The 23283-nt window shown below is 66.1% G+C and carries 21 protein-coding genes; 13 read left to right on the top strand and 8 right to left on the bottom strand.

Annotated elements, in window-relative coordinates; genetic code table 11:
- Nucleotides 1–24: 24 nt before the first annotated feature.
- From JVX91_RS27740 to JVX91_RS27730, 3 genes are all read left to right on the top strand, one after another.
- Nucleotides 25–318 carry a hypothetical protein gene (locus JVX91_RS27740; protein WP_205337225.1) on the top strand — a complete coding sequence of 98 codons (294 nt, stop codon included), beginning with the start codon at nucleotides 25–27 and terminating at the stop codon, nucleotides 316–318.
- 112 nt (nucleotides 319–430) lie between these two features.
- Complete coding sequence (locus JVX91_RS27735) at nucleotides 431–1342, top strand: SDR family oxidoreductase (protein ID WP_205337224.1); 912 nt, start codon at nucleotides 431–433, stop codon at nucleotides 1340–1342.
- A 124-nt stretch (nucleotides 1343–1466) separates the two neighbouring features.
- Nucleotides 1467–2234 (top strand): crotonase/enoyl-CoA hydratase family protein, encoded by a 768-nt coding sequence (locus JVX91_RS27730; RefSeq protein ID WP_205337223.1) that lies wholly within the window; start codon nucleotides 1467–1469, stop codon nucleotides 2232–2234.
- Between the two features lie 407 nt (nucleotides 2235–2641).
- On the opposite strand, the gene JVX91_RS27725 is transcribed toward JVX91_RS27730, so the two are convergent.
- The 3 genes from JVX91_RS27725 to JVX91_RS27715 form a co-directional block, all read right to left on the bottom strand.
- The gene (locus JVX91_RS27725) at nucleotides 2642–2989 is read right to left on the bottom strand and encodes a cupin domain-containing protein (protein WP_045210828.1); all 348 of its coding nucleotides are present in this window, start codon (nucleotides 2987–2989) and stop codon (nucleotides 2642–2644) included.
- Nucleotides 2990–3034: 45 nt separating this feature from the next.
- Nucleotides 3035–4456 carry an FAD-binding oxidoreductase gene (locus tag JVX91_RS27720; protein WP_205337222.1) on the bottom strand — a complete coding sequence of 474 codons (1422 nt, stop codon included), beginning with the start codon at nucleotides 4454–4456 and terminating at the stop codon, nucleotides 3035–3037.
- Between the two features lie 113 nt (nucleotides 4457–4569).
- Nucleotides 4570–5385 (bottom strand): nuclear transport factor 2 family protein, encoded by an 816-nt coding sequence (locus JVX91_RS27715; RefSeq protein WP_205337221.1) that lies wholly within the window; start codon nucleotides 5383–5385, stop codon nucleotides 4570–4572.
- Between the two features lie 241 nt (nucleotides 5386–5626).
- On the opposite strand from JVX91_RS27715, the gene JVX91_RS27710 reads away from it, so the two are divergent.
- The 3 genes from JVX91_RS27710 (at nucleotide 5627) to JVX91_RS27700 (ending at nucleotide 11554) form a co-directional block, all read left to right on the top strand.
- On the top strand, nucleotides 5627–7435 hold the full coding sequence (locus JVX91_RS27710) for a DUF1302 domain-containing protein (RefSeq protein WP_205337220.1): 1809 nt from the start codon (nucleotides 5627–5629) through the stop codon (nucleotides 7433–7435).
- A 23-nt stretch (nucleotides 7436–7458) separates the two neighbouring features.
- Nucleotides 7459–8829 carry a DUF1329 domain-containing protein gene (locus tag JVX91_RS27705; protein ID WP_205337219.1) on the top strand — a complete coding sequence of 457 codons (1371 nt, stop codon included), beginning with the start codon at nucleotides 7459–7461 and terminating at the stop codon, nucleotides 8827–8829.
- Between the two features lie 196 nt (nucleotides 8830–9025).
- Nucleotides 9026–11554, top strand: a complete 2529-nt coding sequence (locus JVX91_RS27700) for a LuxR C-terminal-related transcriptional regulator (RefSeq protein WP_205337218.1) — start codon at nucleotides 9026–9028, stop codon at nucleotides 11552–11554.
- An 18-nt stretch (nucleotides 11555–11572) separates the two neighbouring features.
- Here JVX91_RS27700 and JVX91_RS27695 read toward each other — a convergent pair whose 3' ends face one another.
- Complete coding sequence (locus JVX91_RS27695) at nucleotides 11573–12382, bottom strand: transglutaminase family protein (protein ID WP_205337217.1); 810 nt, start codon at nucleotides 12380–12382, stop codon at nucleotides 11573–11575.
- 154 nt (nucleotides 12383–12536) lie between these two features.
- Here JVX91_RS27695 and JVX91_RS27690 point away from each other — a divergent pair, with 154 nt between their 5' ends.
- The gene (locus JVX91_RS27690) at nucleotides 12537–13571 is read left to right on the top strand and encodes a Glu/Leu/Phe/Val dehydrogenase (RefSeq protein ID WP_205337216.1); all 1035 of its coding nucleotides are present in this window, start codon (nucleotides 12537–12539) and stop codon (nucleotides 13569–13571) included.
- A 147-nt stretch (nucleotides 13572–13718) separates the two neighbouring features.
- Here JVX91_RS27690 and JVX91_RS27685 read toward each other — a convergent pair whose 3' ends face one another.
- Together JVX91_RS27685 and JVX91_RS27680 are read right to left on the bottom strand one after the other, a co-directional pair.
- Complete coding sequence (locus tag JVX91_RS27685) at nucleotides 13719–13985, bottom strand: YebG family protein (protein WP_205337215.1); 267 nt, start codon at nucleotides 13983–13985, stop codon at nucleotides 13719–13721.
- A gap of 268 nt (nucleotides 13986–14253) precedes the next feature.
- Entirely contained in the window at nucleotides 14254–14535 is a 282-nt protein-coding gene (locus tag JVX91_RS27680) for a DUF3509 domain-containing protein (protein ID WP_205337214.1), read from the bottom strand.
- Nucleotides 14536–14704: 169 nt separating this feature from the next.
- Here JVX91_RS27680 and JVX91_RS27675 point away from each other — a divergent pair, with 169 nt between their 5' ends.
- The 6 genes from JVX91_RS27675 (at nucleotide 14705) to JVX91_RS27650 (ending at nucleotide 19768) form a co-directional block, all read left to right on the top strand.
- On the top strand, nucleotides 14705–15187 hold the full coding sequence (locus JVX91_RS27675) for a phosphate-starvation-inducible protein PsiE (RefSeq protein ID WP_084358703.1): 483 nt from the start codon (nucleotides 14705–14707) through the stop codon (nucleotides 15185–15187).
- An 86-nt stretch (nucleotides 15188–15273) separates the two neighbouring features.
- Nucleotides 15274–16245, top strand: a complete 972-nt coding sequence (locus JVX91_RS27670) for an efflux RND transporter periplasmic adaptor subunit (protein WP_205337213.1) — start codon at nucleotides 15274–15276, stop codon at nucleotides 16243–16245.
- Entirely contained in the window at nucleotides 16227–17399 is a 1173-nt protein-coding gene (locus tag JVX91_RS27665) for an ABC transporter permease (RefSeq protein WP_205337212.1), read from the top strand. The genes JVX91_RS27670 and JVX91_RS27665 overlap by 19 nt, the downstream gene beginning before the upstream one ends.
- A 9-nt stretch (nucleotides 17400–17408) precedes the next feature.
- Entirely contained in the window at nucleotides 17409–18542 is a 1134-nt protein-coding gene (locus JVX91_RS27660) for an ABC transporter permease (RefSeq protein ID WP_205337211.1), read from the top strand.
- A gap of 35 nt (nucleotides 18543–18577) precedes the next feature.
- Complete coding sequence (locus JVX91_RS27655) at nucleotides 18578–18940, top strand: YceK/YidQ family lipoprotein (protein WP_205337210.1); 363 nt, start codon at nucleotides 18578–18580, stop codon at nucleotides 18938–18940.
- A gap of 42 nt (nucleotides 18941–18982) precedes the next feature.
- Entirely contained in the window at nucleotides 18983–19768 is a 786-nt protein-coding gene (locus JVX91_RS27650) for a 3-hydroxybutyrate dehydrogenase (RefSeq protein WP_205337209.1), read from the top strand.
- 90 nt (nucleotides 19769–19858) lie between these two features.
- On the opposite strand, the gene JVX91_RS27645 is transcribed toward JVX91_RS27650, so the two are convergent.
- Both JVX91_RS27645 and JVX91_RS27640 read right to left on the bottom strand, forming a co-directional pair.
- Nucleotides 19859–21889, bottom strand: coding sequence for a DEAD/DEAH box helicase (locus JVX91_RS27645; protein WP_205340120.1), 2031 nt, complete (start codon nucleotides 21887–21889; stop codon nucleotides 19859–19861).
- A 490-nt stretch (nucleotides 21890–22379) separates the two neighbouring features.
- Nucleotides 22380–23261: a DMT family transporter gene (locus JVX91_RS27640; RefSeq protein ID WP_205337208.1), complete on the bottom strand. Its 882-nt coding sequence runs from the start codon at nucleotides 23259–23261 to the stop codon at nucleotides 22380–22382.
- Nucleotides 23262–23283: the final 22 nt, after the last annotated feature.

Raw genomic sequence — 23283 nt, 5'->3', positions numbered from 1 at the left:
CGGTTTTCCGCAGGAGGCGCCGCCATGCCACTCAGAGCCGTCATTCCCGTCCGCCAGCCGCAAGGCTCGCTGCACTATCGGGTATTGCTCCACATGCGCCGGGATTTCGCCTGGCTCGCCGTGCCGCTGCTGCTCCTGCTGCTGGGTGGTTGCGCTGCCGGGTGTTATTTCGCCTGGGTAATGCAACACTGGGCCCCGGCCGTCGCGGGTGCATTGTCACTGCTGGCGGCAATCGGGCTGGTGATGTTCTGGAGCGAATACGACTGGTGGCTTTTCAAGCTCGGCCCGCGTGGGAATCTCAACCTGCCGATGCGCTGACGGATCATCCCCTGGCCTTATCGGGCACCATTCAGCCACGGTCGTCTTGGTTGTGACCGGATCGTGACTGCCGGACACTCCGGGAAAAACCATCCTGCCTGGAGCCCCAATCATGAGTGATGCCCTGCGTTTCGACGGAAAAGTCGTGATCGTTACCGGAGCCGGCGGCGGTATTGGCCGCGCCCACGCCCTGCTGTTCGCCAAGCACGGCGCCAAGGTAGTGGTGAACGACCTGGGCGGCAGCACCCACGGTGAGGGCGCCAACGCTTCCGCCGCCGACCGCGTGGTCGCTGAAATCCGCGAAGCTGGCGGCACCGCCATCGCCAACCATGATTCCGTCACCGACGGCGAGAAGATCGTCCGCCAGGCCGTGGAAGAGTTCGGCCGTATCGACGTCGTGGTGAACAACGCCGGCATCCTGCGCGACAAGACCTTCCACAAGATGGAAGACGCCGACTGGGACCTGGTCTACAAGGTCCATGTCGAAGGCTCCTACAAGGTGACCCGCGCTGCCTGGCCGTTCATGCGCGAGCAGGGCTATGGCCGGGTGATCTTCACCTCGTCCACCTCCGGCATCTACGGCAACTTCGGCCAGAGCAACTACGGCATGGCCAAGCTGGGCCTCTACGGCCTGACCCGCAACCTGGCCATCGAAGGTCGCAAGAACAACATCTTCGTCAACGCCATCGCCCCCACCGGCGGCACCCGCATGACCGAAGGCCTGATCCCGCCTCAGGTATTCGAGCAGCTCAAGCCCGAGCTGGTCAGCCCGCTGGTGGTGTACCTGGGCAGCGAAGCCTGCCAGGAAACCTCCGGCCTGTTCGAAGTGGGCGGCGGCTGGATCGGCAAGGTGCGCTGGGAGCGCAGCCTGGGCGTGGGCTTCGACCCGCGCAAAGGCTTCAGCGTCGAGGACGTGGCGGCCAACTTCGCGCAGATCTGCGACTTCGAGAATGCCGCGCATCCCAAGGACAACGTCGAAGCGCTGCGCGAGATGATGGCGAACCTGCAGAAATACGTCAGCTGATCCGGTCAGCCTGACCGACGGAATGGCCAGCGGGGCTGTTCCTCGGAGGCGGACGCAGTAAGGTGAAAGGGCCGGCTCAATGCCGGCCCTTTGCTTTTCTGCTTCGGTGCCTGAGGAGTTCGCCATGAGCGTGATAATCCAGAAGAACGGCCCGGTGACCACCCTGGTCATCGCCCGCCCTGCGGTGCGCAACGCCGTGGACCAGCCGACCGCCCAGGCGCTGGCCGATGCCCTGCGCGAATTCGAGCAGGATGAGGAGGCACGCGTTGCCGTCCTGACGGGGGCGGGCGGCACCTTCTGCGCAGGGGCGGACCTGGCGGCGGTGGCCGAAGGGGGCGAGCGGCGCAATCGCCTGGAAATGGAAGGCGACGGGCCGATGGGGCCGAGCCGCATGCAACTGTCCAAACCGCTGATCGCCGCCATCGAAGGTTATGCCGTGGCCGGGGGATTGGAGCTGGCGCTGCTGGCGGACCTGCGGGTGATGGCCGAGGACGCGGTGTGCGGGGTGTTCTGCCGGCGCTTCGGCGTGCCGCTGATCGACGGCGGCACCGTGCGGCTGCCGCGCATTGTCGGCCAGGGCCGGGCACTGGACCTGATCCTCACCGGGCGCCCGGTCGGTGCCCAGGAAGCGTTCGCCATGGGCCTGGCCAATCGCGTGGTGCCCAGCGGAACGGCATTGGAGGCGGCAGAGGAGTTGGCACGGGAGATCGCCGAGTTTCCCCAGCGCTGCATGCTGGCGGACCGGGCAAGCGCGTTCGCGCAGTGGGAGTTGTCGTTCGATGTTGCGCTGGCCAACGAATTCCAGGGCGGGATGGCGGTGATCGAAAGCGGCGAAACGGTGGACGGAGCGAAGCGGTTTACCGGCGGGGAAGGGCGGCACGGGGAGTTCTGACGAGCTTGGGGTGCGCCGGATAGTGCCCTCTCCCCAGCCCTCTCCCTGAAGGGAGAGGGGGCCGCTCGGAGTTGCCGGCCCGTTCGAGGTTTTGCTTGAAGCTTATTAGTCCCTCTCCCTTCAGGGCGAGGGGGCCGCTCGGAGTTGGCGGCCCGTTCGGGTTTTTGCTTGAAGCTTATTAGTCCCTCTCCCTTCAGGGCGAGGGGGCCGCTCGGAGTTGCCGGCCCGTTCGGGGTTTTGCTTGAAGCCTATTAGTCCCCTCTCCCTTCAGGGAGAGGGGCCGCTCGGAGTTGCCGGCCCGTCCGGGGTTTCGCTTGAAGCTTATTAGTCCCCTCTCCCTTCAGGGAGAGGGTTAGGGAGAGGGACATGCCCGCGCGCCGGACCCTCCCATTGCACCAACAGGCTGATCAATCGCGCTCGATGATCACATAGGTCTTGCGCGTGGTTTCCTGGATGTCCCAGATACCCAGGCTGTTCTGCGGCAGCAGGAAGGCGTCGCCGGCCTGGAAGGCAATCGGCTCGCCGCCGTCCGGGGTGAAGGTGCCGCGGCCGGAGATGAAGTGGCAGAACTCCTGCTCGACGATCTGGCGGCGCCAGCGGCCGGGGGTGCATTCCCAGATGCCGGTTTCCACGCCGTCCGGACGCTCAATGGACTCCACGCGGGTCTCGGAAATCGGCTCGCCCAGGGGCACGGCGACCGGGTTGGCCTCACCGAGTTGAGCGTGCAGGGTGTCTTTCAGGTGGGTCAGTTTCATACGGGGCTCCAGTGGGGGCTTTCTATCCAGGGGCGGGCCGGCGGTTCAGCCGACCTTCCAGGTCATCAGGTTTTCCATGCTGGCGGCGACTTTCTCCGCCAGCCGGCGACGCCAGGGCGCGCTATGGGGGTTGGCCAGCACATCGTCCTCGTGCACGAAGCTGCGGATGATGGCGTTGTAGCCCAGCCAGCGGCACGGCTCCGGCTCCCAGCCGCGCAGGCCTTGCTGCACGCTGCGGTCGTTGATGACCCAGGGCTGGCGGGTGAGAGGAGTGTCCTGGCCGAGGATCAGGTCGGCCAAGGTGCGGCCGCCCAGGTTGGTGGCGCCGACACCTTCGCCGCCGTAGCCGCCGGCGAGGGCGATGCCGTTGCGACGATCGATCAGCATGTGCGGATGGAAGCGTCGCGACATGCCGAGGTTGCCACCCCAGGTGTGGGTGATGCGCACATCCTTGAGTTGCGGGAACAGCTCGCTGAACAGGTAGCGGCGCAGCTCCACTTCATCGTTGGTCAGGCTGAAGTCGGTGCGCAGCTTGCCGCCAAACCGATAGCCGCCGCGGGCGCCGAAGGCCAGGCGATTGTCCGGGGTACGCTGGCCGTAGGTGACCTGGCGGCTGAATTCGCTGAAGGCCTGGCCCTTGTCCAGGCCGATCTCCGCCCACACCGATTCGGGTAGCGGCTCGGTGGCCACCAGCAGGCTCTGTACCGGCAACTGGTAATTGCCCAGCGGCGGCAGGTCGGCGGCGTAGCCTTCGATGGCCGGCACTATCCATTGCGCTTTCAGTTCGCCCTGGTCAGTACGCAGCAGGCCCGGCGCCCAGTGGGTGACGCGGCTCTTTTCGAAGATCGGCGTGCCCTGGCGCTCGACGGCGCGGGCCAGGCCACGGACCAGCTTGGCCGGATCGATGGTGGCGCAGTGCGGGGTGTGGATGGCGCCCAGCGAGCTGGGAATGCGTAACTGCTCGTCCAGCTCGCTCTTGCTCAGCCAGCGGTAGTCGTCCTCGGTCAGGCCTTCGGCGTGCAGGTGGGCGAGATACTCGCGCAGGCGGGTTTCCTGCTCCGGGTAGCGCGCGGCGGTGTAGAGCACGCCGGCCTTGCGGTAGTCGCAGTCGATGCCTTCGCGCTCGAGCACGCGGGCCACTTCGTCGGGGATGTCGTGCAGCAGGTCGTAGGACGCGCGGCGTTGCTCGGGCGATAGCCCGGCGAGCAGGCGGTCTTCGCCGAGCATGTTGCCCATCAGCCAGCCGCCATTGCGACCGGAGGCGCCGAAGCCGGCGGTTTCCGCCTCGACGATGGCGATCTTCAGCTGCGGCGCGCGCAACTTCAGGTAGTAGGCGGTCCACAGGCCGGTGTAACCGGCGCCGGCGATGGCCACATCGACGTCCAGGGTGCCCTGCAGGGATGGCCGCGGGACGAGATCATCGTCCAGTTGGTTCATCCACAGACTGATATGACGCCATGCCGACATAGACGACTCCAAAAGGAAGAAGGGGGAATGTCGGCAAGCCTAGAAGTGGCGCGGTGTTCTGTCGTGTGCGCGGGTACGCGAGGATTGCTCGCGTACCCGCCGGCAGAGGCGAATCAGGCGTTTTCCTGCTCTTCGCGCAGGCGCTTCAGGTACTCGCGGGGGGATTGGCCGGTCTGCTGGCGGAAGCAGCGGTAGAAGGCCGAGAGCGAGTTGAAGCCGGCGGAAAAGGCCAGCTCGTCGATGCGCGAGGGCAGCGGCGGGCGCAACTGGTCGATCAGGTGCTTGAGGCGCGTCTGGTTGACGTACTGGTAGAAGCTCAGGCCCATCACCTGGTTGAGCAGGTAGGAAATCTGGTTGCGCGTGTAGCCAGTGGCGGTGGCCACCTGGGTCAGGTCGAGGTCCGGCGCGAGGTAAGGCTGGCTCTTGCTGAAGTAGTCCTCCAGGTCGCTGGCCAACTGGCTGAGCTGGCGCGGCGATAGACCCAGGCGGCTGGTGGCCGGGCGCGGATCGACGGACTGGGCACGGCTTTCGCTGCCTTCGCGAACCACCGAGGCGTACTCGTTGATGCGCCAGATTAGGCCGTCGCGCACGGTGATGGCTTCGCTGGAATGGAAGGTCGCCAGCCGGCCGCTCAGCGTGACCGCGATGCGGTACTGGATGAAGGCGGTGTCGCCGTCCACGCGGATGCGGTCGATGTGGTCGAGGAACTCTTCCGGGCGGCTGGGCATGGTGCCCTGCACGTAGTCGCGCAGGTCGGCATGACGCAGGGTGCGGTTCTGGAAGAAGTCGTTGTACTGCACCTGGGAATGATAGAGCGCGAGCACCGCGTCGAGGTCGCGGTGCTTCCAGCATTCGTGGTAGCGCAGCACCACCTCGCGGGTCTGCTCGGTGAGGTGGCTGTCGGTGGGGCGTTGGTTGATGGCGTGCATAGGCTGCAAAGAATGCCCCAGAGCGCGCCGCTCGGGTAGTACCAATCCGATTCGGGTTGCACCGGCACTATCCACGATCTCGATGATCCGTTATCGCCTGCACCAATATCGCTCGCCAGGGCCCGCGCCAGAGGGGGGATTCACTCTTTCGGGCGACACGCCAAATACCACCTTGGAGCGCTTACTCCCCGTCAGGTCGCTCAGTAGGGTAAGGCCACCTAGACACCGTCAGGAGAGCCGCATGACAACAAAAACAAGGCGCGGATTCTTCCAACCGCAACTACTCGCCACTGCTGTCGCCCTGGGATGCGCCACCCAGGCTCAGGCAATCAACTTCAACATCGGGGAAATCGAGGGTCAGTTCGACTCCAGCCTGTCCGTGGGGGCCAGCTGGAGCACCCAGAGTCCGAAGGAGGACCTCATTGGTTCCGCCAACGGCGGCCACGGGATGACCCAGACCAACGACGATGGCCGGCAGAACTTCCGCAAGGGCCATACCTTCTCGAAGATCTTCAAGGGCATCCACGACCTTGAACTGAAGTATGGGGACTTCGGCGTCTTCACCCGGGGCAAATACTGGTACGACTTCCGCCTGAAGGACGAGAGCGTGGAGTTCAAGCCGATCTCCGACGATGGCCGCAAGGAAGGCGCCAAGTCTTCCGGCGCTCAGTTGCTCGACGCCTTCGGCTACTACAACTATTCCATCGCCGAACTGCCCGGCACCGTGCGCCTGGGCAAGCAGGTGGTGAGCTGGGGTGAAAGCACCTTCATCGGCAACAGCATCAACGCCATCAACCCCATCGACGTATCCGCCTTCCGCCGCCCTGGTTCTGAGATCAAGGAAGGCCTGATCCCGGTGAACATGCTCTATCTGTCCCAGAGCCTCACCGACAGCCTGTCCGTCGAAGGTTTCTACCAGCTGGAGTGGGACCAGACGGTGCTCGACAACTGCGGCACCTTCTTCTCCACCACCGACGTGGCCGCCGATGGTTGCAAGAACAACTACAACATCCTCGACAAGAACACCGTTACCGCGCTGAACGCCCCGGCGACCAAGGCCCTGCTCAATTCGCTGGGCGTCACGGTCACCCAGGAAGGCCTGATGGTGCCGCGTGGCGCCGACCGCGATGCGCGCGATTCCGGCCAGTGGGGCCTGGCCCTGCGCTGGCTGGGCGAGGATGTCGAGTACGGCGCCTACGCCATGAACTACCACAGCCGCACGCCCATCGTGAGCATGCAGAACGCCAGCGCCGCCGACATCGGCAATGCCCTGCGCGCCATCGGTGCCGGCGCGTCGGCACTGGCACAGCCGATCCTCCTGGGTCGCGGCCATTACTTCCTTGAATACCCCGAGGACATCCGCCTGTACGGCCTGAGCTTCTCCACCACGCTGCCCACCGGCACCGCGTGGAACGGTGAAATCAGCTACCGACCGAACATGCCGCTGCAGACCAACACCACCGACCTGACCCCGCTGCTGGCCACGACGGTCGCCAACGGCTTCGCCACCGGCGGTGTGGCCGGCGCCCTGGGCGAAGCCAACCACGTCAGCCACGGCTACATCCGCAAGGAAGTGACCCAGGCGCAGACCACCTTCACCCATTTCTTCGACCAGGCCATGGGCGCCGACCGCGTCACCCTGGTGGGCGAAGTGGGCGTGACCTACGTGGGCGGCATGACCAACAAGGTCGGCGAGCGCTACGGCCGCGACTCGGTCTACGGTGTGCCGGAAAACGCGGCGGCCGATGCGGAGTACGGCAGCGGCGGCTTCTACACCTCGTCTTCCTGGGGTTACCGCGCCCGCGCCATCTGGGACTACAACAACGTCTTCGCCGGGGTGAACCTCAAGCCGAACATCGCCTGGTCCCACGACGTGAACGGCTACGGCCCGGTCTTCAACGAAGGCAGCAAGGCCGCCAGCGTCGGCATCGATGCGGAGTACCAGAACACCTACACCGCGAGCCTGAACTACACGAACTTCTTCGGCGGCGACTACAACACCATCGTCGACCGGGACTTCCTTTCGCTCAGCTTCGGCGTGAACTTCTGACCTGCCTGCTCAAGGAATCGACCATGAGAACGACAAGAATCCTCCAATGCGGCGCGCTGGCCCTGAGCCTGCTGTCCTGCGGCGTGATGGCAGCAGTGCCTGCCGATGAAGTGGCCAAGCTGGGCACCAGCCTGACGCCCATGGGCTCGCAGAAGGAAGGCAACGCCGACGGCAGCATCCCGGCCTGGACTGGCGGCATCTCGCGTACCGCCGGCAAGCTGGACGCCAAGGGCTTCCTCTCCAACCCCTTCGCCGACGAGAAGCCGCTGTTCACCATCACCGCGCAGAACGTCGACCAGTACAAGGACAAGCTTTCGGCCGGCCAACTGGCGATGTTCAAGCGTTACCCGGATACCTACAAGATTCCGGTGTACAAGACCCACCGTACCTTCGCGCTGCCGGATGACATCTACGCCGCCATGAAGCGCAGCGCCGAATTCGTCCAGCCGATCAACGATGGCAACGGCCTGGAGAACTTCGAGAAAAGCCGCTACTACGCCTTCCCGCTGCCCAAGAACGGCGTGCAGGCGCTGTGGAACCACCTGACCCGTTACCACGGCGGCAACATCTCCCGCTCGGTGGTGCAGGTCGTGCCGCAGACCAATGGCAGCTACACGCCGATCCGCTTTGAGGAATCCATCGCGGTGCCGCAGAACATGGGTGACCAGGATGTCAGCAAGACCGGCAACATCCTCACCTACTTCAAGCAGCAGGTAACGGCTCCGGCGCGTCTGGCCGGTAACGTCCTGCTGGTGCACGAGACCCTGGACCAGGTGAAGGAGCCGCGCCTGGCGTGGATCTACAACGCCGGCCAGCGCCGCGTGCGCCGCGCCCCGCAGGTGGCGTACGACGGTCCGGGCACTGCTTCGGACGGCCTGCGTACCTCGGACAACTACGACATGTTCTCCGGCGCCCCGGACCGTTACGACTGGAAACTGGTGGGCAAGCGCGAGATGTACATCCCGTACAACAGCTACCGCCTGAACTCGCCGGAGCTCAAGTACGACGACATCGTCAAACCGGGCCACATCAACCAGGACCTGACCCGTTACGAACTGCACCGTGTGTGGGAAGTGGTGGGCACCCTGAAGTCCGGTGAGCGCAACATCTACGGTCAGCGCCACTTCTACCTCGACGAGGACAGCTGGCAGATCGCCGTGTCCGAGCTGTACGACGGTCGCGGCCAACTGTGGCGCGTCGGCGAAGGCCACGAGATGACCTTCTATACCGAGCTCGCTACCGGCTACGCCGCCGAGTCGCTGTACGACATCCTTGCCGGCCGCTACGTGACCTTCGGCCTGAACAACGAGGAGAAGCGCGGCTACCAGTTCGGCCAGAAGGCCAGCATGGCCGACTTCACTCCGGCGGCACTGCGTAATACCGGCGTTCGCTGAAGTAACACTCCGCTCCTTGGCCCCGGCATCCCTCGTGGATGCCGGGTTTCTTTTTTGTGCTGCCTGCAAGGCGGCGCAGCCTCTACTTCGGGCCTGAGGGCGGCCTGCGCTATACCGCCCCATGAATCTGGCTGATGGTCCTTTGCCCGCCTCGTCCAGCGGCATAGTCTGGCCTGCAAATGGCCGGAAGAAGCCCATGTCGATAATCGCCCTGCACAGCGCGGCGCTGCCTCGCCTGCCCCGCCAGCACCTGCCCCGCGAACGGCTGCACGCCAGTCTGAGCGCAGCCGAATGCCGCCTGCGTCTGCTGGTGGCGCCGCCTGGTTGCGGCAAGACGGTGTTGATGAGCGAATGCGCGCGCCTGGCGCCCGCCGGCACTCGGGTGGTCTGGCTCGGCCTGGGTGGCCGGGCGCTGGAGCCCGAGCAGTTCTGCGAGCGCCTTGGCGAGGCGCTGGGCGTGCCCTGGTCCGGCGAAGCGGCCCTGGCTACCTGGCTGGAAAACGCCAGCGAGCCGGTCTGGCTGATGCTCGATGATTACCCCCGCGCGCCCGATCCGGTCCTGGACAACTGCTTCGATCGCCTGCTCGCCGTGGCCTCGCCACAGATCGGCTGGTGGTTGGCCAGCCGCCGCCGCCCGGCCTGCAACCTTACCCGTCTGCTGCTGGAAGGCGAATTGCTCGAGTTGGGCGCTGGCGCGCTGTCGCTGACCCAGTGCGAGCTGGATGCCTACTTGCAGATCGCCGGCCTGGAATGGCCGCAGGCACAGCGCCAGGCGCTGCAGGAGGCGACACTGGGCTGGTTCGCCGGCGTACGCCTGCGCCTGCTCAGCCTGGCCCGCGAGCCCATGGCCCCCTGCGTCACACAGGTGGCGGACACCGGTAGCGGCTTGCTGCAGGACTACCTGCAGCGCGAGGTGCTGGCCAGCCTGCCCGGGGAACTGGCGGAGGTTCTCTGCGGCCTGGCGCATATCGCGCGGTTCAACCGCGAACTCTGCGACTACCTGTTCGACGAACCGGGCCTTGGCCTGGACGGTCTGCTGGCCTGGGGCGTGCTGGTCGAGCCGGTGGACAACACGCAGCATTGGTTCCAGGTCGCGCCCATGGTCGCGCGGGTACTGGCCGGCCTGTCGCGCTGGCCGGCGGCGACCCTGCATCGCCGCGCCTGCCAGTGGTTCATCCAGATCGACGAGGTGCACGCCGCCTTCGAGCACTCGCTGTACGCCGAGCAGCCGGACGTTTCCGCCAGCCTGCTGCAACGCCTGACCGAAGAGCAGTTGCTGCATGGACGCAACGTAGAGCGCGTGCTGCAACTGCGCGAGTCCCTGCCTGAGGAGCTGCTGTGCAGCACGCCACGCCTGCTCATCCTCAACGCCTGGACCCTGCTCTTCGTGGGTCGGCTGGATGACGTCGAGTCCCTGCTGGCCGGTTTCACCCGCTTCCTGCCGATGCCCGGCGAACACCGCCAGCGCACGCTGATTGCCCAGTGGCAAGGCCTCAGCGGCATGCTCACCCATGCGCGAGGCTTGGCCGGCGCCCGCGAGCAACTGCGCGAGGCGCTGGCGCACCTGCCCGAGGAAGCCTGGGCGCAGACGCTGATCTGCCTCTCCGCCTTGACCCAGCAGGCCCAGGCCGAAGGACGCCTGGCCGAGGCGCGGCTGATCAACCGCGAAGCGCTCAAGCGTGCGCGCCTGCAGGGCAGCATGGCCTTCGAAGCCCTGCTGGAACTGGACCGCGCCCAGTGGCTGGAACAGCGCGGCGAGCTGCAACGGGCGGACGCGCTGTTGGCGCGGGTGCAGGAATACCTCGACGAGATGCGCATCACCTGCAACGCCATGGCGGGCCGTGTCGCCCTGCGCCGGGGCTGGCTGTGCCTGCGCCAGGGGCGCGACGAGGAAGCCCGCGAGCTGTTCATCGCCGGCCTGATTGAAACCCGCCGCAGCCAGGATCCAAGCCTGATCTACGGTTTTACCGGCATGGCCTGGCTGGACGCACTGGACGGCGACACCGATGGCGCGTTCGGCCGGCTGCTGGAGATGGAGCGGATGATGCAGCTGCAGCATGTACCGGAGCCGATGTACCGCGGCCCGCTGCTGCTCGCCAGCGGCGCGCTGAACCTGCGCCAGAATCGCCCAGGCCCGGCGCGGGAAGTCCTGCAACGGGTGGCCGCGCGGTACCGCATGGACCGCCTCAGCCCGCCGGCGGCGGCGCCGGACCAGATCCTGCGGGTCGAGCACCACCTTGCCCTGGCCGAGTTGTACGACGGCGATGTCGACGCCGCGCAACAGCGCCTGCTGGCAATGCTGCCGGAGCTGCTGCGCCAGGGCCGCAACACACTGGCCTGCGATGTCTGGCTGGCACTGGCCGAGACGCACTTCATCGGCGGGAGCCTTGACGAGGCGCGCAGTGCGCTCGACGAGGGCGTCGCCCTGGCGCAGCGCTTCGGTTTGCTCGCCACGTTGCGCGAAACCCAGCGGCGTCAACCTGGCCTGTTCGGCCTGCGTCCCCCATCCGGCGAGATGACCGCGCACAATCTGCTGAGCCTGCGCGAGCTTTCGGTGCTGGAGCTGATTGCCCGCGGCTGTTCGAACCTGGAGATCGGCGAGCGCCTGTACATCTCGCTGCACACGGTGAAGACCCACGCCCGCCGGATCAACGGCAAGCTCGGCGTGGAGCGCCGCACCCAGGCGGTGGCACGGGCGAAGGAATTGGGATTGTTGAAGGTCTGAAGCCGGCGGATCTCCGCCTCAGTGCAGCGCCTTGGGCGGCACGCTGATCACCGCCAGGCGTTGGGCCAGGCGCATCTGTTCGGCGGCGTCTTCGCTGAGCAGCATCGCCCGCTCCAGGTCGTAGCGTTCGGCCTGCGGGCAATCCAGCGTGTGGTAGAGATCGGCGCGGGCGAGGTGATCGCTGGCGCTGGGTGGTCCCAGTTCCAGGACGCGCTGGGCATCCTTCAGGGCCGCCAGTGGCTCGCCGGCGGCGAGGTGCAACTGGCGCAGGTTGCGCGACAGGCGCTGGACCATGTCGTTGGCGCTGGCCGTGCCCAGGTGCGCGGAGGAAAGCTCGGCATCGGGGCCCAGGTGACGTACCAGCAGGTCGCGACAATCGCGGGTGTAGAGACGACGGCCGGTAGCCGGGTCCAGCAGATGGTCGGCGCCGGGCACGCGCAGGAGAAAGCGGCCGGGGAAATTCACACCCACCAGGGTGATGCCGTTGCGTCGCGCCATTTCCAGCGCGATCAATGCCAGCGACAACGGCTGCCCGTGGCGGCGCTGCAGTACCTGCGGAAGCAAGGCGGCGCGCGGGTGCAGCGGATACTCGTCGTCCTCGGCGAAGCCCAGTTCACTCAGCCGGCGCAGTAGGAACTGCGCACGCTCGACATCGCCGGTGGTCAGCGGCAATGCCACCGCGACCTGGTGTGCCAGGCCATCGAACAGCCGCTGCGCCTGCTCGGGCGGCAGGTGCGGTTCGTGCTCGGCGGCGATCCACAAGGCTGCTTCGAACAGGGCGGGTGGGTCCTGGGCTAGGCAGGCGAGGCAGGCTTGACGCGGGTCCATGGCGTTCTCCGGCTGACCCTGCGGTTGTAACCGGAGCGGCGGGCGCTCGTCCAGTGGTGCGGTCGTCGCCCATGACGGTAACGTGACCGGCGCTGCCTATACTGTGAAGGTTCGCTTGCGAACCCATAACAATTCACAGCAAGGGAGCGCCGCCATGTTCGACATGATGGAAGCCACCCGGCTCGAGTCGCTGCATCTTGCCCAGGACCCGGCCACGGGACTCAAGGCCATTATCGCCATCCACAACTCCCGGCTCGGGCCGGCGCTGGGTGGTTGTCGTTACCTGCCCTATCCCAGCGATGAAGCCGCGCTGCGCGATGCCGCGCGCCTGGCACAGGGCATGAGCTACAAGGCTGCGCTGGCCGGTCTGCGCCAGGGCGGCGGCAAGGCGGTCATCCTGCGCGCGCCGCATGTGAACAATCGCGGCGAGCTCTTCGAGGCCTTCGGCCGCGTCATCGACTCTCTGGCGGGTGCCTACATCACCGCGGTGGACAGCGGCACCTCTAGCGCCGACATGGACTGCATTGCCCAGTTCACCCGCCATGTCACCAGCACCACCAGTGGCGGCGACCCTTCGCCGCACACCGCGCTCGGGGTCTTCTCCGGCATCCGCGCCAGCGCCCAGGCGCGCTTGGGCAGCGATGACCTGGATGGTCTCCGCGTCGCGATCCAGGGCCTGGGCAACGTGGGCTATGCCTTGGCCGAGCACCTGTCGGCGGCCGGTGCGGAACTGCTGGTGAGCGATATCGATGCGGGAAAGGTGCAACTGGCGGTGGAGCAGCTGGGCGCGCGACCCGTGCCCAATGAGGCGCTGCTGACCACGCCGTGCGACATTCTGGCGCCCTGCGGTCTGGGCGGCGTGCTGACCTCGCAGGTGGTCGGGCATCTGCGTTGCGCGGCAGTGGCGGGCGCGGCGAACAATCAACTGTCGCATCCCGAGGCCGCCGATGAGTTGGAAGCGCGAGGCATCCTTTACGCGCCGGACTATGTGATCAATTCCGGCGGACTGATCTACGTTGCCCTGCAACACCAGGGCGACTCGCTGCCGACCATCACCGCCCACCTGTCACGCATCGCCGAGCGGCTGACCGAGGTCTATGCCCACGCCCAGGCCGACCACCTGTCGCCGGCACGGATCGCCGACAAGCTGGCCGAACGGATCCTCTACGGAGAGTATTCGGGGCATTGAGATGTTCGGCGGGTGCGGATGCAGCCTGCGGGAGCTGGCCGCGCGCGATTGCGAGCGCGGCGACGGTTCTTCGCAGGAGCGGACCCTGTCCGCGAGGCTTTTGCGCAAAGCCCTCGCGAATGAATCCCCTCCTGCGGGTGCCCCCGCTTATTCCTCGGCGGCGGCTTCGCTGAAGATTTCGTTCAGCGCGTCGGGCTGGTTCTTGAAGGCGCGGGCGAAGGCGTCGCGGTTCTTGGCCATGAAGATGCCGATTTCCTCGACCTGATCTTCCTTCAACGAAGGCACCGCCTTCTGCAGTACCTCAGCCAGCGATTCCGCCAGCTCCAGCATCTTGTCGTGCCGGTCGGCTTCCGCCTTATCCATGAACAGGCGCTCCGGATCGCGGCTGCTGCGGTACACCACTTCGACGGCCATTCATCACCTCGTAAGCCTTCTCTTGATTGGGAGTGCGAAAATTACTGGGTATTTATACAGTAAAATGATTGCGCATTGCTACTGCTGCGCGAACCTTCGTTGGCAGCGTAGACGCAAGAGAGGGAATTGCCGGTATTCGGCCACTACGGATGGCGGCCCAAAGCAGTGCGCGCGCCCTGTTGGCGCGCGCGTGGCTATGGCGTGACTGGCGCAGGAGAACGTCAGTCAGATTGATCTGATGGTGGGGATTCTGCCGTAGGAGTCTCGCTCAGGACGCGATGGGCAGTCCGTTGCCGCCGCGGGTCATCGCGGCCAGCAACTGCGGCGCCGTGCCGCCTTGCTCGATGGCGATGCCGAACCGGATGCTCTGGATGAAGCGCTGCAACTGGTCCGGGTCCTGCAACTGGGCGTTGCGGATAAGACGGCGCGCGGCGACGCCTTCTTCGGTGGAAAGCGTGAGAACGATGCTGCCGTCGGGGCGTTCGAGGCTGAAGTTGACTCGATACTGCTCCTGGAAGGCATTTGTCAGCACCTGAAAGGGACTTTCCATAACTCGATCCTGCCTGTTTTGTGGCGTGCCTCTGGATGGACCGGAGAGTCGCCGAAAAAGTTCGCAGTCATATTGCCGCAGCGCAGCTATGGCATGACTGCGCAGAGTCAATGGCGTAGCCCTTGCAGGCTTTACGCCAACATAGCCTTGTGATGCGGAGAAGCGACGAATGAAACAGAACTGGGCCGAGCGCCTGAGCGAGCGGATGCACGGCTGTGCCGAGTCCCTGGGCAACCTGCTGGTGGAAGGCTTCCACTACCTGGCGCTGTTCGCCATCGGCGGCACGGTGTTCTGGTCGGCGGCGGTGGCTTTCGGCGAGATGGTCGGCAAGGGGCACGCCAGCATCGATGACATCCTGCTGCTGTTCATCTATCTCGAGCTGGGCGCCATGGTTGGCATCTACTTCAAGACCAACCACATGCCAGTGCGCTTCCTGATCTACGTGGCGATGACCGCACTGACCCGCCTGATGATCGCCGACATCCAGCACAACCACGTGCCCGACGACGGCATCATCCTGGTCTCGGTGGCGCTCCTGCTGCTGGCGCTGGCGATCCTGGTGGTGCGTTATGCGTCTTCACGCTTTCCCTCGCCGAGTTCGACGCAACGCGGTGGCGGCGAGCGCGACCTGATCAGCGACGACGAGCGCTGATCGGCCGGCGGCGTTGATCCAGACCCGCCGCTCGGGCGGCGGATGCACTACCATCGGTGCATCCACCGCCAGAGAAGTCCGAGCCCATGAAGGGATGGAAGCTGTTCGCCCCCTTGCTGATCCTGGTGATCATCGCCATCACCCTCTACCTGCGACTGCACACCCAGCCCCTGTTACTGCAGGGTGAGGCGGACGCCACCAATGTCATCGTCGCGTCCAAGGCCAAGGGCCGGGTCGAAGTGCTGCATGTGCACCGCGGCGACGACGTGAAGCAGGGCCAGGTGTTGCTCACCCTGAGCAGCCCGGAACTGCAGGCCCAGCTGGACTCCCTGCGTGCCGCGCGCAACCAGGTGCAGGCCAATCTCGACGAATCCCTCCACGGCACCCGCGAGGAAACCTTGCGCGCCTTGCAGGCCAGCCTGTCCCAGGCCCAGGCCGATCAGCGCAACGCTGATCTGGAGTACCAGCGCAACGAGGAACTGGCCGGGCGTGGCTTCGTGTCCCAGGCGCAGCTGGACCTGTCCCGCCGTGGCCGCGACGTGGCGCGCAACCGCGTCGCCGAGGCCCAGGCCAATCTCGACGAAGGCACCCAGGGCGACCGCGAGGAGCGCCGCCGTGCGCTGGAGGCCGCGGTACGCCGGGCCGATGCGCAGATTCTCGAACTGCAGGCGCAGACCGATGACCTCAGCGTAGTGGCGCCGGTGGACGGCGAGGTCGGGCCGATTCCGGCGGAGCAGGGCGAACTGGTCAACGCCTACAGCCCCTTGCTCACGCTGGTGCGCCTATCCGACAGCTACTTCGTCTTCAACTTGCGGGAAGACATCCTTGCGGATGTAAAAAAAGGCGATGAAGTGGCCATCCAGGTTCCGGCATTGAAGGGGGCGGAGGTGAAGGCCAAGGTCAGCTATATCGCGCCATTGGGCGATTTCGCCACCAAGCGCGCCACCCGCGCCACCGGTGACTTCGATCTGAAGACTTTCGAGGTTCGCCTCTACCCGGATCAGCCAGTGCCAGGCCTGCGGCCAGGGATGAGCGCGCTGTGGCAGTGGAAGCAGTAAGGCGCAACCTGCTGCGTTTCGCCCAGGCCTTCGGCAGCGAAACGCGGGTCGCCCTGCGCAGCTGGACCATCCACTGGCTCGGCTGGTTATGGCCGCTGCTGCTGTTCGTGGTGATCAGCGGCGTGTACCAGGCCGGCACTCTGCTGGACATGCCGGTGGCCGTGGTCGACGCCGATCACAGCAGCCTGTCCCGGCGTATCGTCCGCGAGCTGGACGCCGGCTCCCACGCCAAGGTCGAGGTGTTCGACGGCGGACTGCAGGAAGGCCTGCGGCGCCTGCGCATGGCCGACGATTACGCGCTGCTCTACATCCCGCGGGACTTCGAGGCCGATGCCCTGTCCGGCCGCCAGCCCACCGCCGAGCTGTACTACAACTCGTTGTTCTACTCGGCCGGCTTCTACTCGACCCAGGACTTCAGCGGGCTGATGAGCACGGTCAACGCCGAACTGCGCCCGCGCCTGGCTACCGGCATGGATCGCCCGATGCTGGCGCTGGCGAGCATCGCGGTGTCCTACGAGAGCCTGTTCAATGCCAGCGGCAACTACATCTATTTCCAGCAGTTCGCCGCCATCGTCCACCTGCTGCAACTGTTCGTCATCGTCGCCACGGTCCACGTGCTGGCCCGCGAGGCGCCGGAGCTGCGCGCGTCATCGCCGCACATCCTGCGGGCCAAGGCCCTGGGCGCGCGGCTGCTGGGCAAGATGGCGCCCTACACGCTGCTGTTCAGTACCTTGCTGATGGTCGAGCTGTTCCTGCTGGTGGAACTCAATGGCGCGCGGATCAATGGCAACCCCTGGTGGATGCTGGCGATTACCGTGTGCTACGTGGCGGCGGCGCAGAGCGTAGGGCTGATGCTGTTCATCTTCACCGCCGACCGCTTCAGTGCCTACTCGCTGATCGGCCTGTTGATCGGCGTGGCGCAGACCTATTCCGGCGTTCTCCTGCCCGAGCTGGCGATGCCGCAGATCGCCCGGATCATTTCCGAGGCCGAGCCGCTGACCCATACCCTGCACGGCCTGTTCGACCAGTTCCTGCGCAAGGCGCCCGCGGAGTCCGGGCTCTATACCTGCTGCAAGCTGCTGCTCTACCCGCTGATCGCCTACATGATCGCCAAGATGCGCCTGCGTCGGCGCCTCGACCTGAGTCCGGCGTAAGGAGCGGCCATGGAAAACTTCTGGAGCGTCTTTCGTCAGTCCTTGCAGAACATGCTTGGCAAGCCGCTGTGGCTGCTGATGGTGCTGTCGGTGGCGCTGACCACCTTGCCCTATGCCCACCGCACCATGGATGACCTGCCGGTGGCGGTGATCGACATGGATCACAGCGCCGTGTCCCGCGAGCTGATCCGCCTGCTCGACGCCGCGCCGAAGATCGCCACGATCGGCTACGACCAGTTGCCCGAGGCGCAGCGTGACCTGGCATGGCGCAAGCTGTTCGGCATCGTGGTCATTCCCGTGGACTTCGAGAAGCGCGTGCTGCATGGCGAGACGGTCACCGTACCGATCTTCGGCGACGCCACCAACCGCATGGCCAACGGGCAGATCCAGCAAGACATCAGCGCGACCTACAACGAGCTGTCGCTGCGCTACAACCGCGAGCGGCTGATGAGTGGCGGCTTCTCCGAACGGCAGGCCAACGTGCTGCTGCAACCGGCGATCGGCCAGCTCACCGACCTGTTCAACCCCGGCACCAGCTTCGCCGCCATCGTCCTGCCGGGGCTGGTGACGCTGATCCTGCAGCACAGCCTGTTGCTGTCCTGTACGCGGGTGAACCTCAACCTGCGCGGCGGCACCCCGCGTTCACTGCGTCAGCCGGCGTCCACGCGCTTTGGCCGCTACGCCGCGCAACTGTCGATCTGGACGGTGCTGGCGATGCTCTTCTATGTGATCTGGCCGTGGATGATGGGCTATCGCCAGACCGCCTCGTTCTTCATGCTGATGGGCCTGGTGCTGCCATTCCTGATGGCGGTGATCGCCATGAGCGAGTTCCTCGCCGAGGTACTGCCCTCGGAAGAGGCGGTGTACCTGACCATGACGTTCATCACCTTGCCACTGTTCTACATGGCGGGTTTCACCTGGCCGCCCCAGGCCATGCCGCAGTGGGTACAACTGCTGGCCGACGCGATCCCGTCCACCTGGGCGATCCGTGCGGTGGTGGAGATGAACCAGATGAACCTGCCGCTTTCAGCCGTGGCCGACCGCATCCTCATCCTCTTCGCCATGGCGGCGGCATATGGGTTACTGGGTACACTGGTCTATCAGTACCGCAACTGGCGCTGGGACCAACTCAAGGGTTGGTGAAGCACCACGTTTTTGGGTCGAGAGGGAGTTTCGATATGACGATCTACCGGATCGTGCCGTTGCTGGCCGCCGTGCTGCTCAGCGGCTGCGGGTCGATGCGTACCGTGGACAGCGATGCCCACGCCAGCATCAGTGAGTTGAAGCTGGGCAAAACCTACTGCACCGAGATCCCGCGGATCTACAGTGGGGTTGCGTACAACTACTGCGCGTTGCACGGCGATCCGGGCGGCAGGTACCAGCGCAGCGACAGCCTTTCGCCGCCCCCGCCCGACGCGCCCCAGGGCCTCTACTGGCCACTGTTCGACGGGGTGCTCTCCGCCGCCACCGACACGCTGGTGCTGCCCTATACCATTTATCGCCAGCAGCGCGACGGCAGCATCGAACTGATGCACGACTGAGCCGTCTAGAGTGAGTGTTTCAGTCTTTCCCGGGAGCGAGAAATGAGTGCATTGAACGGCAAGGTCGCGGTGGTCACTGGCGCCGCCAGCGGTATCGGCAAGCAGATCGCCCTGACCCTGGCGCAGGCTGGCGCGGCGGTGGCCATTGCCGACCTGCAGCAGGACGCGGCGCAACGTGTGGTCGAGGAAATCCAGAGCGCGGGCGGCAAAGCCCTGGCGGTGGCCATGGACGTCACCGACGAGCAGGCGGTGGATGCTGGCATCGATCGCGTCGTCGCCACCTTCGGCAGCGTCGACATCCTCGTCTCCAACGCCGGCATCCAGATCGTCAATCCGATTCAGGATTTCGCCTTCGCCGATTGGAAGAAGATGCTCGCCATCCACCTGGACGGTGCCTTCCTCACCACTCGCGCGGCGCTGCGCCACATGTACCCGGCCAAACGCGGCGGCGTGGTCATCTACATGGGGTCGGTACATTCCCACGAGGCGTCGCCGCTGAAATCGGCCTATGTCACCGCCAAGCATGGCTTGCTCGGCCTGGCCCGCACCTTGGCGAAGGAAGGTGGCCCGCACGGCGTGCGTTCCCACGTGGTGTGCCCCGGCTTCGTGCGCACGCCGCTGGTGGAGAAGCAGATTCCCGAGCAGGCCAAGGAGTTGGGTATCAGTGAAGACGACGTGGTGAAGAAGGTGATGCTCGGCGGCACCGTGGACGGCGAGTTCACCACGGTGGATGACGTGGCGCAGACCGTGCTGTTCCTCGCCAGCTTCCCCTCGGCAGCACTCACCGGGCAGTCGGTGCTGGTCAGCCACGGCTGGGGCATGCGCTGATTTGACGGGGTTCGCGAGCTCGCTCCTACGGATCAGGGTTGAGCTGCTTTCCGTAGGAGCGAGCTGGCTCGCGAAGCGTTCTGGTCGAGATCAAACCGCCTTGGGTAACGGCGCGAACAGCGCGTCGATGTCCGCGTCGTCCAACTGCCATTCGGTGGCGGAGCCTTCGAGTATGCCGGCGGCCAGCGCGGCTTTGTCCCGCTGCAGCCGCTGGATCTTCTCTTCCACTGTGCCGCGGGCGATCAGCTTGTAGACGAACACCGGCTTGTCCTGGCCGATGCGATAAGCGCGGTCGCTGGCCTGGTTCTCGGCGGCCGGGTTCCACCAGGGGTCGTAGTGGATCACGGTGTCGGCGGCGGTCAGGTTCAGGCCTACGCCGCCGGCTTTCAGACTGATCAGGAACAGCGGCACACGGCCTTCCTGGAAATCCTTCACCGGCGCACGGCGGTCCCGCGTATCGCCGGTCAGCAGGGCGTAATCGAGGTTGCGCTCGGCCAGCGCGTCGCCGATCAGTGCGAGCATCGAGGTGAACTGCGAGAACACCAGTACGCGGCGGCCCTCGGCGAGCAGTTCCTCGAGCATGTCCATCAGGTAGACCAGCTTGCCGGAGGTCACCGCGCGGGCGGATTTGCCGGTGGGAGCGGGCGCTTCCTTGTTCACCAGACGGATGTCGCAGCACACCTGGCGCAGCTTGAGCAGCGCCTCGAGGATGATGATGCGGCTGCGCGCCAGGCCACGGCGGGCGATCTCGTCGCGCACCTTGCGGTCCAGCGCCAGGCGCACGGTCTCGTAGAGGTCGCGCTGCGCCTCGCTGAGTTCGATGTGCTGGATGAACTCGCTCTTGGGCGGCAGCTCCGAGGCCACCTGTTCCTTGGTGCGGCGCAGCAGGAACGGGCGGATGCGCGCGGCCAGGTGCGCCAGGCGGCCCTGGTCGCCGTGGCGCTCGATGGGCGTGCGGTAATCCACGGCGAACTGTCGGGCATCGCCCAGCCAGCCCGGTAGCAGGAAGTGGAACAGCGACCACAGCTCGCCCAGGTGATTCTCCAGCGGCGTTCCGGTCAGGCACAGGCGATTGCGCGCGCGCAGGTGGCGCGCGGCCTGGGCCGCCTTGGTGCTGGCGTTCTTGATGTTCTGCGCTTCGTCGAGGATCAGCAGGTGATACTCGTGCTGGGCGAGCTTCTCCGCGTCGCGCGGCAGCAGGGCGTAGGTGGTGAGGATCAGGTCGTGCTCTTCGATCTTCGCGAAGGCCTTGCGCCGCCCGGCGCCGTGCAGCGCCAGTACACGCAGGCTGGGGGTGAAGCGCTCGGCTTCGTCGAGCCAGTTGGGCACCAGGCTGGTGGGCATGATCACCAGCGCCGGGCTGGTCAGACGCCCGGCCTGTTTTTCCAGCAGCACGTGGGCAAGGGATTGCAGTGTCTTGCCCAGGCCCATGTCGTCGGCAAGGATGCCGCTGGCACCGACTTCGCGCAGGGTCTGCATCCAGCTCAGGCCCTCGTGCTGGTAGGCGCGCAGTTCGGCATTGAGGCCGTCGGGGATCGTCGCCGGGCGGGCGCGGTAGTCGCGCAGGCGGTGGGCGATCTCGCGCAGCTGCTCGCCGCCCTGCCAGGTCAGTGGCAGTTCTTCCAGCTCAGTGAGCCGCGCCGCGTCGGGGGCGCCCATGCGCAGGCGGCGCACCGGCAGTTGTTCGCCGATGTAGAACTCCGACAGCGTGCCGAGCATCGGCTTGAGCTTGCCGAAGGGCAGGGACACGCGCAGCGGGCGGTCGGAGGCGGTCTGCCAGGTATGGATCGGGTTGCGCCCGGCATCCAGGCGCAGCACCAGTTGCTCGTCGTCGGCGTGACGGGCGAGGGCGATGGGATCGAGCAGCGCGGGCATGCGCCGGATCAGTTCGATCAGCGCCGGCAGCAGGCTGATGCGGCGGCCTTCCACCTCGATGCCCAGCTCCAGGTCGAACCACTGGCGGTCGTCGGTTTCCTCGATTTCGGCGTACCAGTTTTCCACTGGTGTGAGGTCGAAGACGAATTCGGGGCGGATGTCGATTTCCCAGCCTTGTTCGCGCAGCCGTGGCAACCCGTCGCGCATGAACTCCTGCCAGGCGCAATCGTCGGGCAGTTCGTGCATTTCCCCGGCGCTGTCTTCCAGCGCATCGCTACGGCGCATCGCCGGCTTGAAGCCGAGGTCGCGCAGGTCGGCGCGCCAGGCGTGTTCCAGCTCCAGCTGGCGGCTGACGCGGACGATCTGGTCGTCGCGGAACACCCGGATCTCGCGGCCCGAACGCTGGGTGACGCTGCCCGAGACCGGCATGTCGCCGTACAGGAAGGCCAGCGCGGCGCGGTGTCGGGAGATGTTCTGCATGCGCCCGCTGCGCAGATCGAAGCCGCTGTGCACATGGCTACCCAGGGTCAGGCGCGGCCGTGGCGCGAGCTCGTCCTGCTCCGTGGTGGGCAGGGGGGATTCGGCGGGTGGCTTCATCCGAGTTTCCTTCCGGCAGTCCAGCCGAGTACGCAAACGCCCGATCATACCGCGATTCTTCTCGGGCGGGACGCTTACGAGCCCGCTCACGACCAACTGCGCGTTGGCAGCGCGTGAGCGGGCTCCAGGAAACCACCGGTCAGCGGGCGAAGCGTTTCGCGCCGGCCACGCACAGAACCACGGCGACGGTCGCGCCAGCCATCAACGGGCTGATCTGCTCGTGCAGCAGCAGGCCGGCCAGCGCCAGGCCGAAGAACGGTTGCAGCAGCTGGAGCTGGCCGACCGCGGCGATGCCGCCAGTGGCCAGGCCGTGATACCAGAAGAAGAAGCCGATCAGCATGCTGAACAGCGAGACGTAGCCCAGGCTCAGCCAGGCCGGCCAACTGGCGCCGGTGAAGGTGTCCGGTTGGGTGTACAGCGCCAGGGGCAGCATCAGCGGCAGGGACAGCACCAACACCCAGCAGATCACCTGCCAGCTGCCCAGGTGACGGGCGATGCGCCCGCCTTCGGCGTAGCCCAGGCCGCAGACCGCGACGGCCGCGAGCATCAGCAGGTCGCCGGTGAGGTTTCCCGCGCCGCTCTGCGACAGCGCAAATCCGGCCACCACCGCGCTGCCCAGCAACGAGCAGATCCAGAACGCCGGGCGCGGCTGCTCGCCGGCGCGCACCACGCCGAACAGCGCGGTGGCCAGCGGCAGCAGGCCGACAAAGACGATGGCGTGGGCCGAGTTGACGTGCTTGAGCGCCAGCGCGGTGAGCAGCGGGAAGCCCACCACCACGCCGCCGGCAACCACCAGCAGCGGGATCAGGTCCTTGCGCGCCGGCAGTTTCTGCCGCAGCAGGATGAGGATCGCCGCTGCCAGCAGGCCGGCGATGCTGGCGCGGGCCAGGGTGAGAAAGGTCGGGTCGAAGTCGGCCACCGCTACCCGCGTCGCCGGCAGCGAGCCGCTGAAGATGAGGACGCCGAGGAAGCCGCTGAGCCAGCCGCCGAGGTTGCCGTTCTTGGCGAGATTGCCGTTCATGGTGGGTCTTCCAGCAGGAAAT

This window comes from Pseudomonas sp. PDNC002 (assembly GCF_016919445.1).
In the GTDB taxonomy this organism is placed as follows: Bacteria; Pseudomonadota; Gammaproteobacteria; order Pseudomonadales; family Pseudomonadaceae; genus Pseudomonas.
The sequence above is the reverse complement of the archived record's forward strand: the minus strand, read 5'-3'. Positions and strand labels throughout refer to the sequence as shown.

Excerpts from the sequence above, each read along its gene's own strand:
- JVX91_RS27740 (WP_205337225.1), top strand. The coding sequence starts at position 25 with ATGCCACTCAGAGCCGTCATTCCCGTCCGCCAGCCGCAAGGCTCGCTG.
- JVX91_RS27735 (WP_205337224.1), top strand. The coding sequence starts at position 431 with ATGAGTGATGCCCTGCGTTTCGACGGAAAAGTCGTGATCGTTACCGGA.
- JVX91_RS27730 (WP_205337223.1), top strand. The coding sequence starts at position 1,467 with ATGAGCGTGATAATCCAGAAGAACGGCCCGGTGACCACCCTGGTCATC.
- JVX91_RS27725 (WP_045210828.1), bottom strand. The coding sequence starts at position 2,989 with ATGAAACTGACCCACCTGAAAGACACCCTGCACGCTCAACTCGGTGAG.
- JVX91_RS27720 (WP_205337222.1), bottom strand. The coding sequence starts at position 4,456 with ATGTCGGCATGGCGTCATATCAGTCTGTGGATGAACCAACTGGACGAT.
- JVX91_RS27715 (WP_205337221.1), bottom strand. The coding sequence starts at position 5,385 with ATGCACGCCATCAACCAACGCCCCACCGACAGCCACCTCACCGAGCAG.
- JVX91_RS27710 (WP_205337220.1), top strand. The coding sequence starts at position 5,627 with ATGACAACAAAAACAAGGCGCGGATTCTTCCAACCGCAACTACTCGCC.
- JVX91_RS27705 (WP_205337219.1), top strand. The coding sequence starts at position 7,459 with ATGAGAACGACAAGAATCCTCCAATGCGGCGCGCTGGCCCTGAGCCTG.
- JVX91_RS27700 (WP_205337218.1), top strand. The coding sequence starts at position 9,026 with ATGTCGATAATCGCCCTGCACAGCGCGGCGCTGCCTCGCCTGCCCCGC.
- JVX91_RS27695 (WP_205337217.1), bottom strand. The coding sequence starts at position 12,382 with ATGGACCCGCGTCAAGCCTGCCTCGCCTGCCTAGCCCAGGACCCACCC.
- JVX91_RS27690 (WP_205337216.1), top strand. The coding sequence starts at position 12,537 with ATGTTCGACATGATGGAAGCCACCCGGCTCGAGTCGCTGCATCTTGCC.
- JVX91_RS27685 (WP_205337215.1), bottom strand. The coding sequence starts at position 13,985 with ATGGCCGTCGAAGTGGTGTACCGCAGCAGCCGCGATCCGGAGCGCCTG.
- JVX91_RS27680 (WP_205337214.1), bottom strand. The coding sequence starts at position 14,535 with ATGGAAAGTCCCTTTCAGGTGCTGACAAATGCCTTCCAGGAGCAGTAT.
- JVX91_RS27675 (WP_084358703.1), top strand. The coding sequence starts at position 14,705 with ATGAAACAGAACTGGGCCGAGCGCCTGAGCGAGCGGATGCACGGCTGT.
- JVX91_RS27670 (WP_205337213.1), top strand. The coding sequence starts at position 15,274 with ATGAAGGGATGGAAGCTGTTCGCCCCCTTGCTGATCCTGGTGATCATC.
- JVX91_RS27660 (WP_205337211.1), top strand. The coding sequence starts at position 17,409 with ATGGAAAACTTCTGGAGCGTCTTTCGTCAGTCCTTGCAGAACATGCTT.
- JVX91_RS27655 (WP_205337210.1), top strand. The coding sequence starts at position 18,578 with ATGACGATCTACCGGATCGTGCCGTTGCTGGCCGCCGTGCTGCTCAGC.
- JVX91_RS27650 (WP_205337209.1), top strand. The coding sequence starts at position 18,983 with ATGAGTGCATTGAACGGCAAGGTCGCGGTGGTCACTGGCGCCGCCAGC.
- JVX91_RS27645 (WP_205340120.1), bottom strand. The coding sequence starts at position 21,889 with ATGCACGAACTGCCCGACGATTGCGCCTGGCAGGAGTTCATGCGCGAC.
- JVX91_RS27640 (WP_205337208.1), bottom strand. The coding sequence starts at position 23,261 with ATGAACGGCAATCTCGCCAAGAACGGCAACCTCGGCGGCTGGCTCAGC.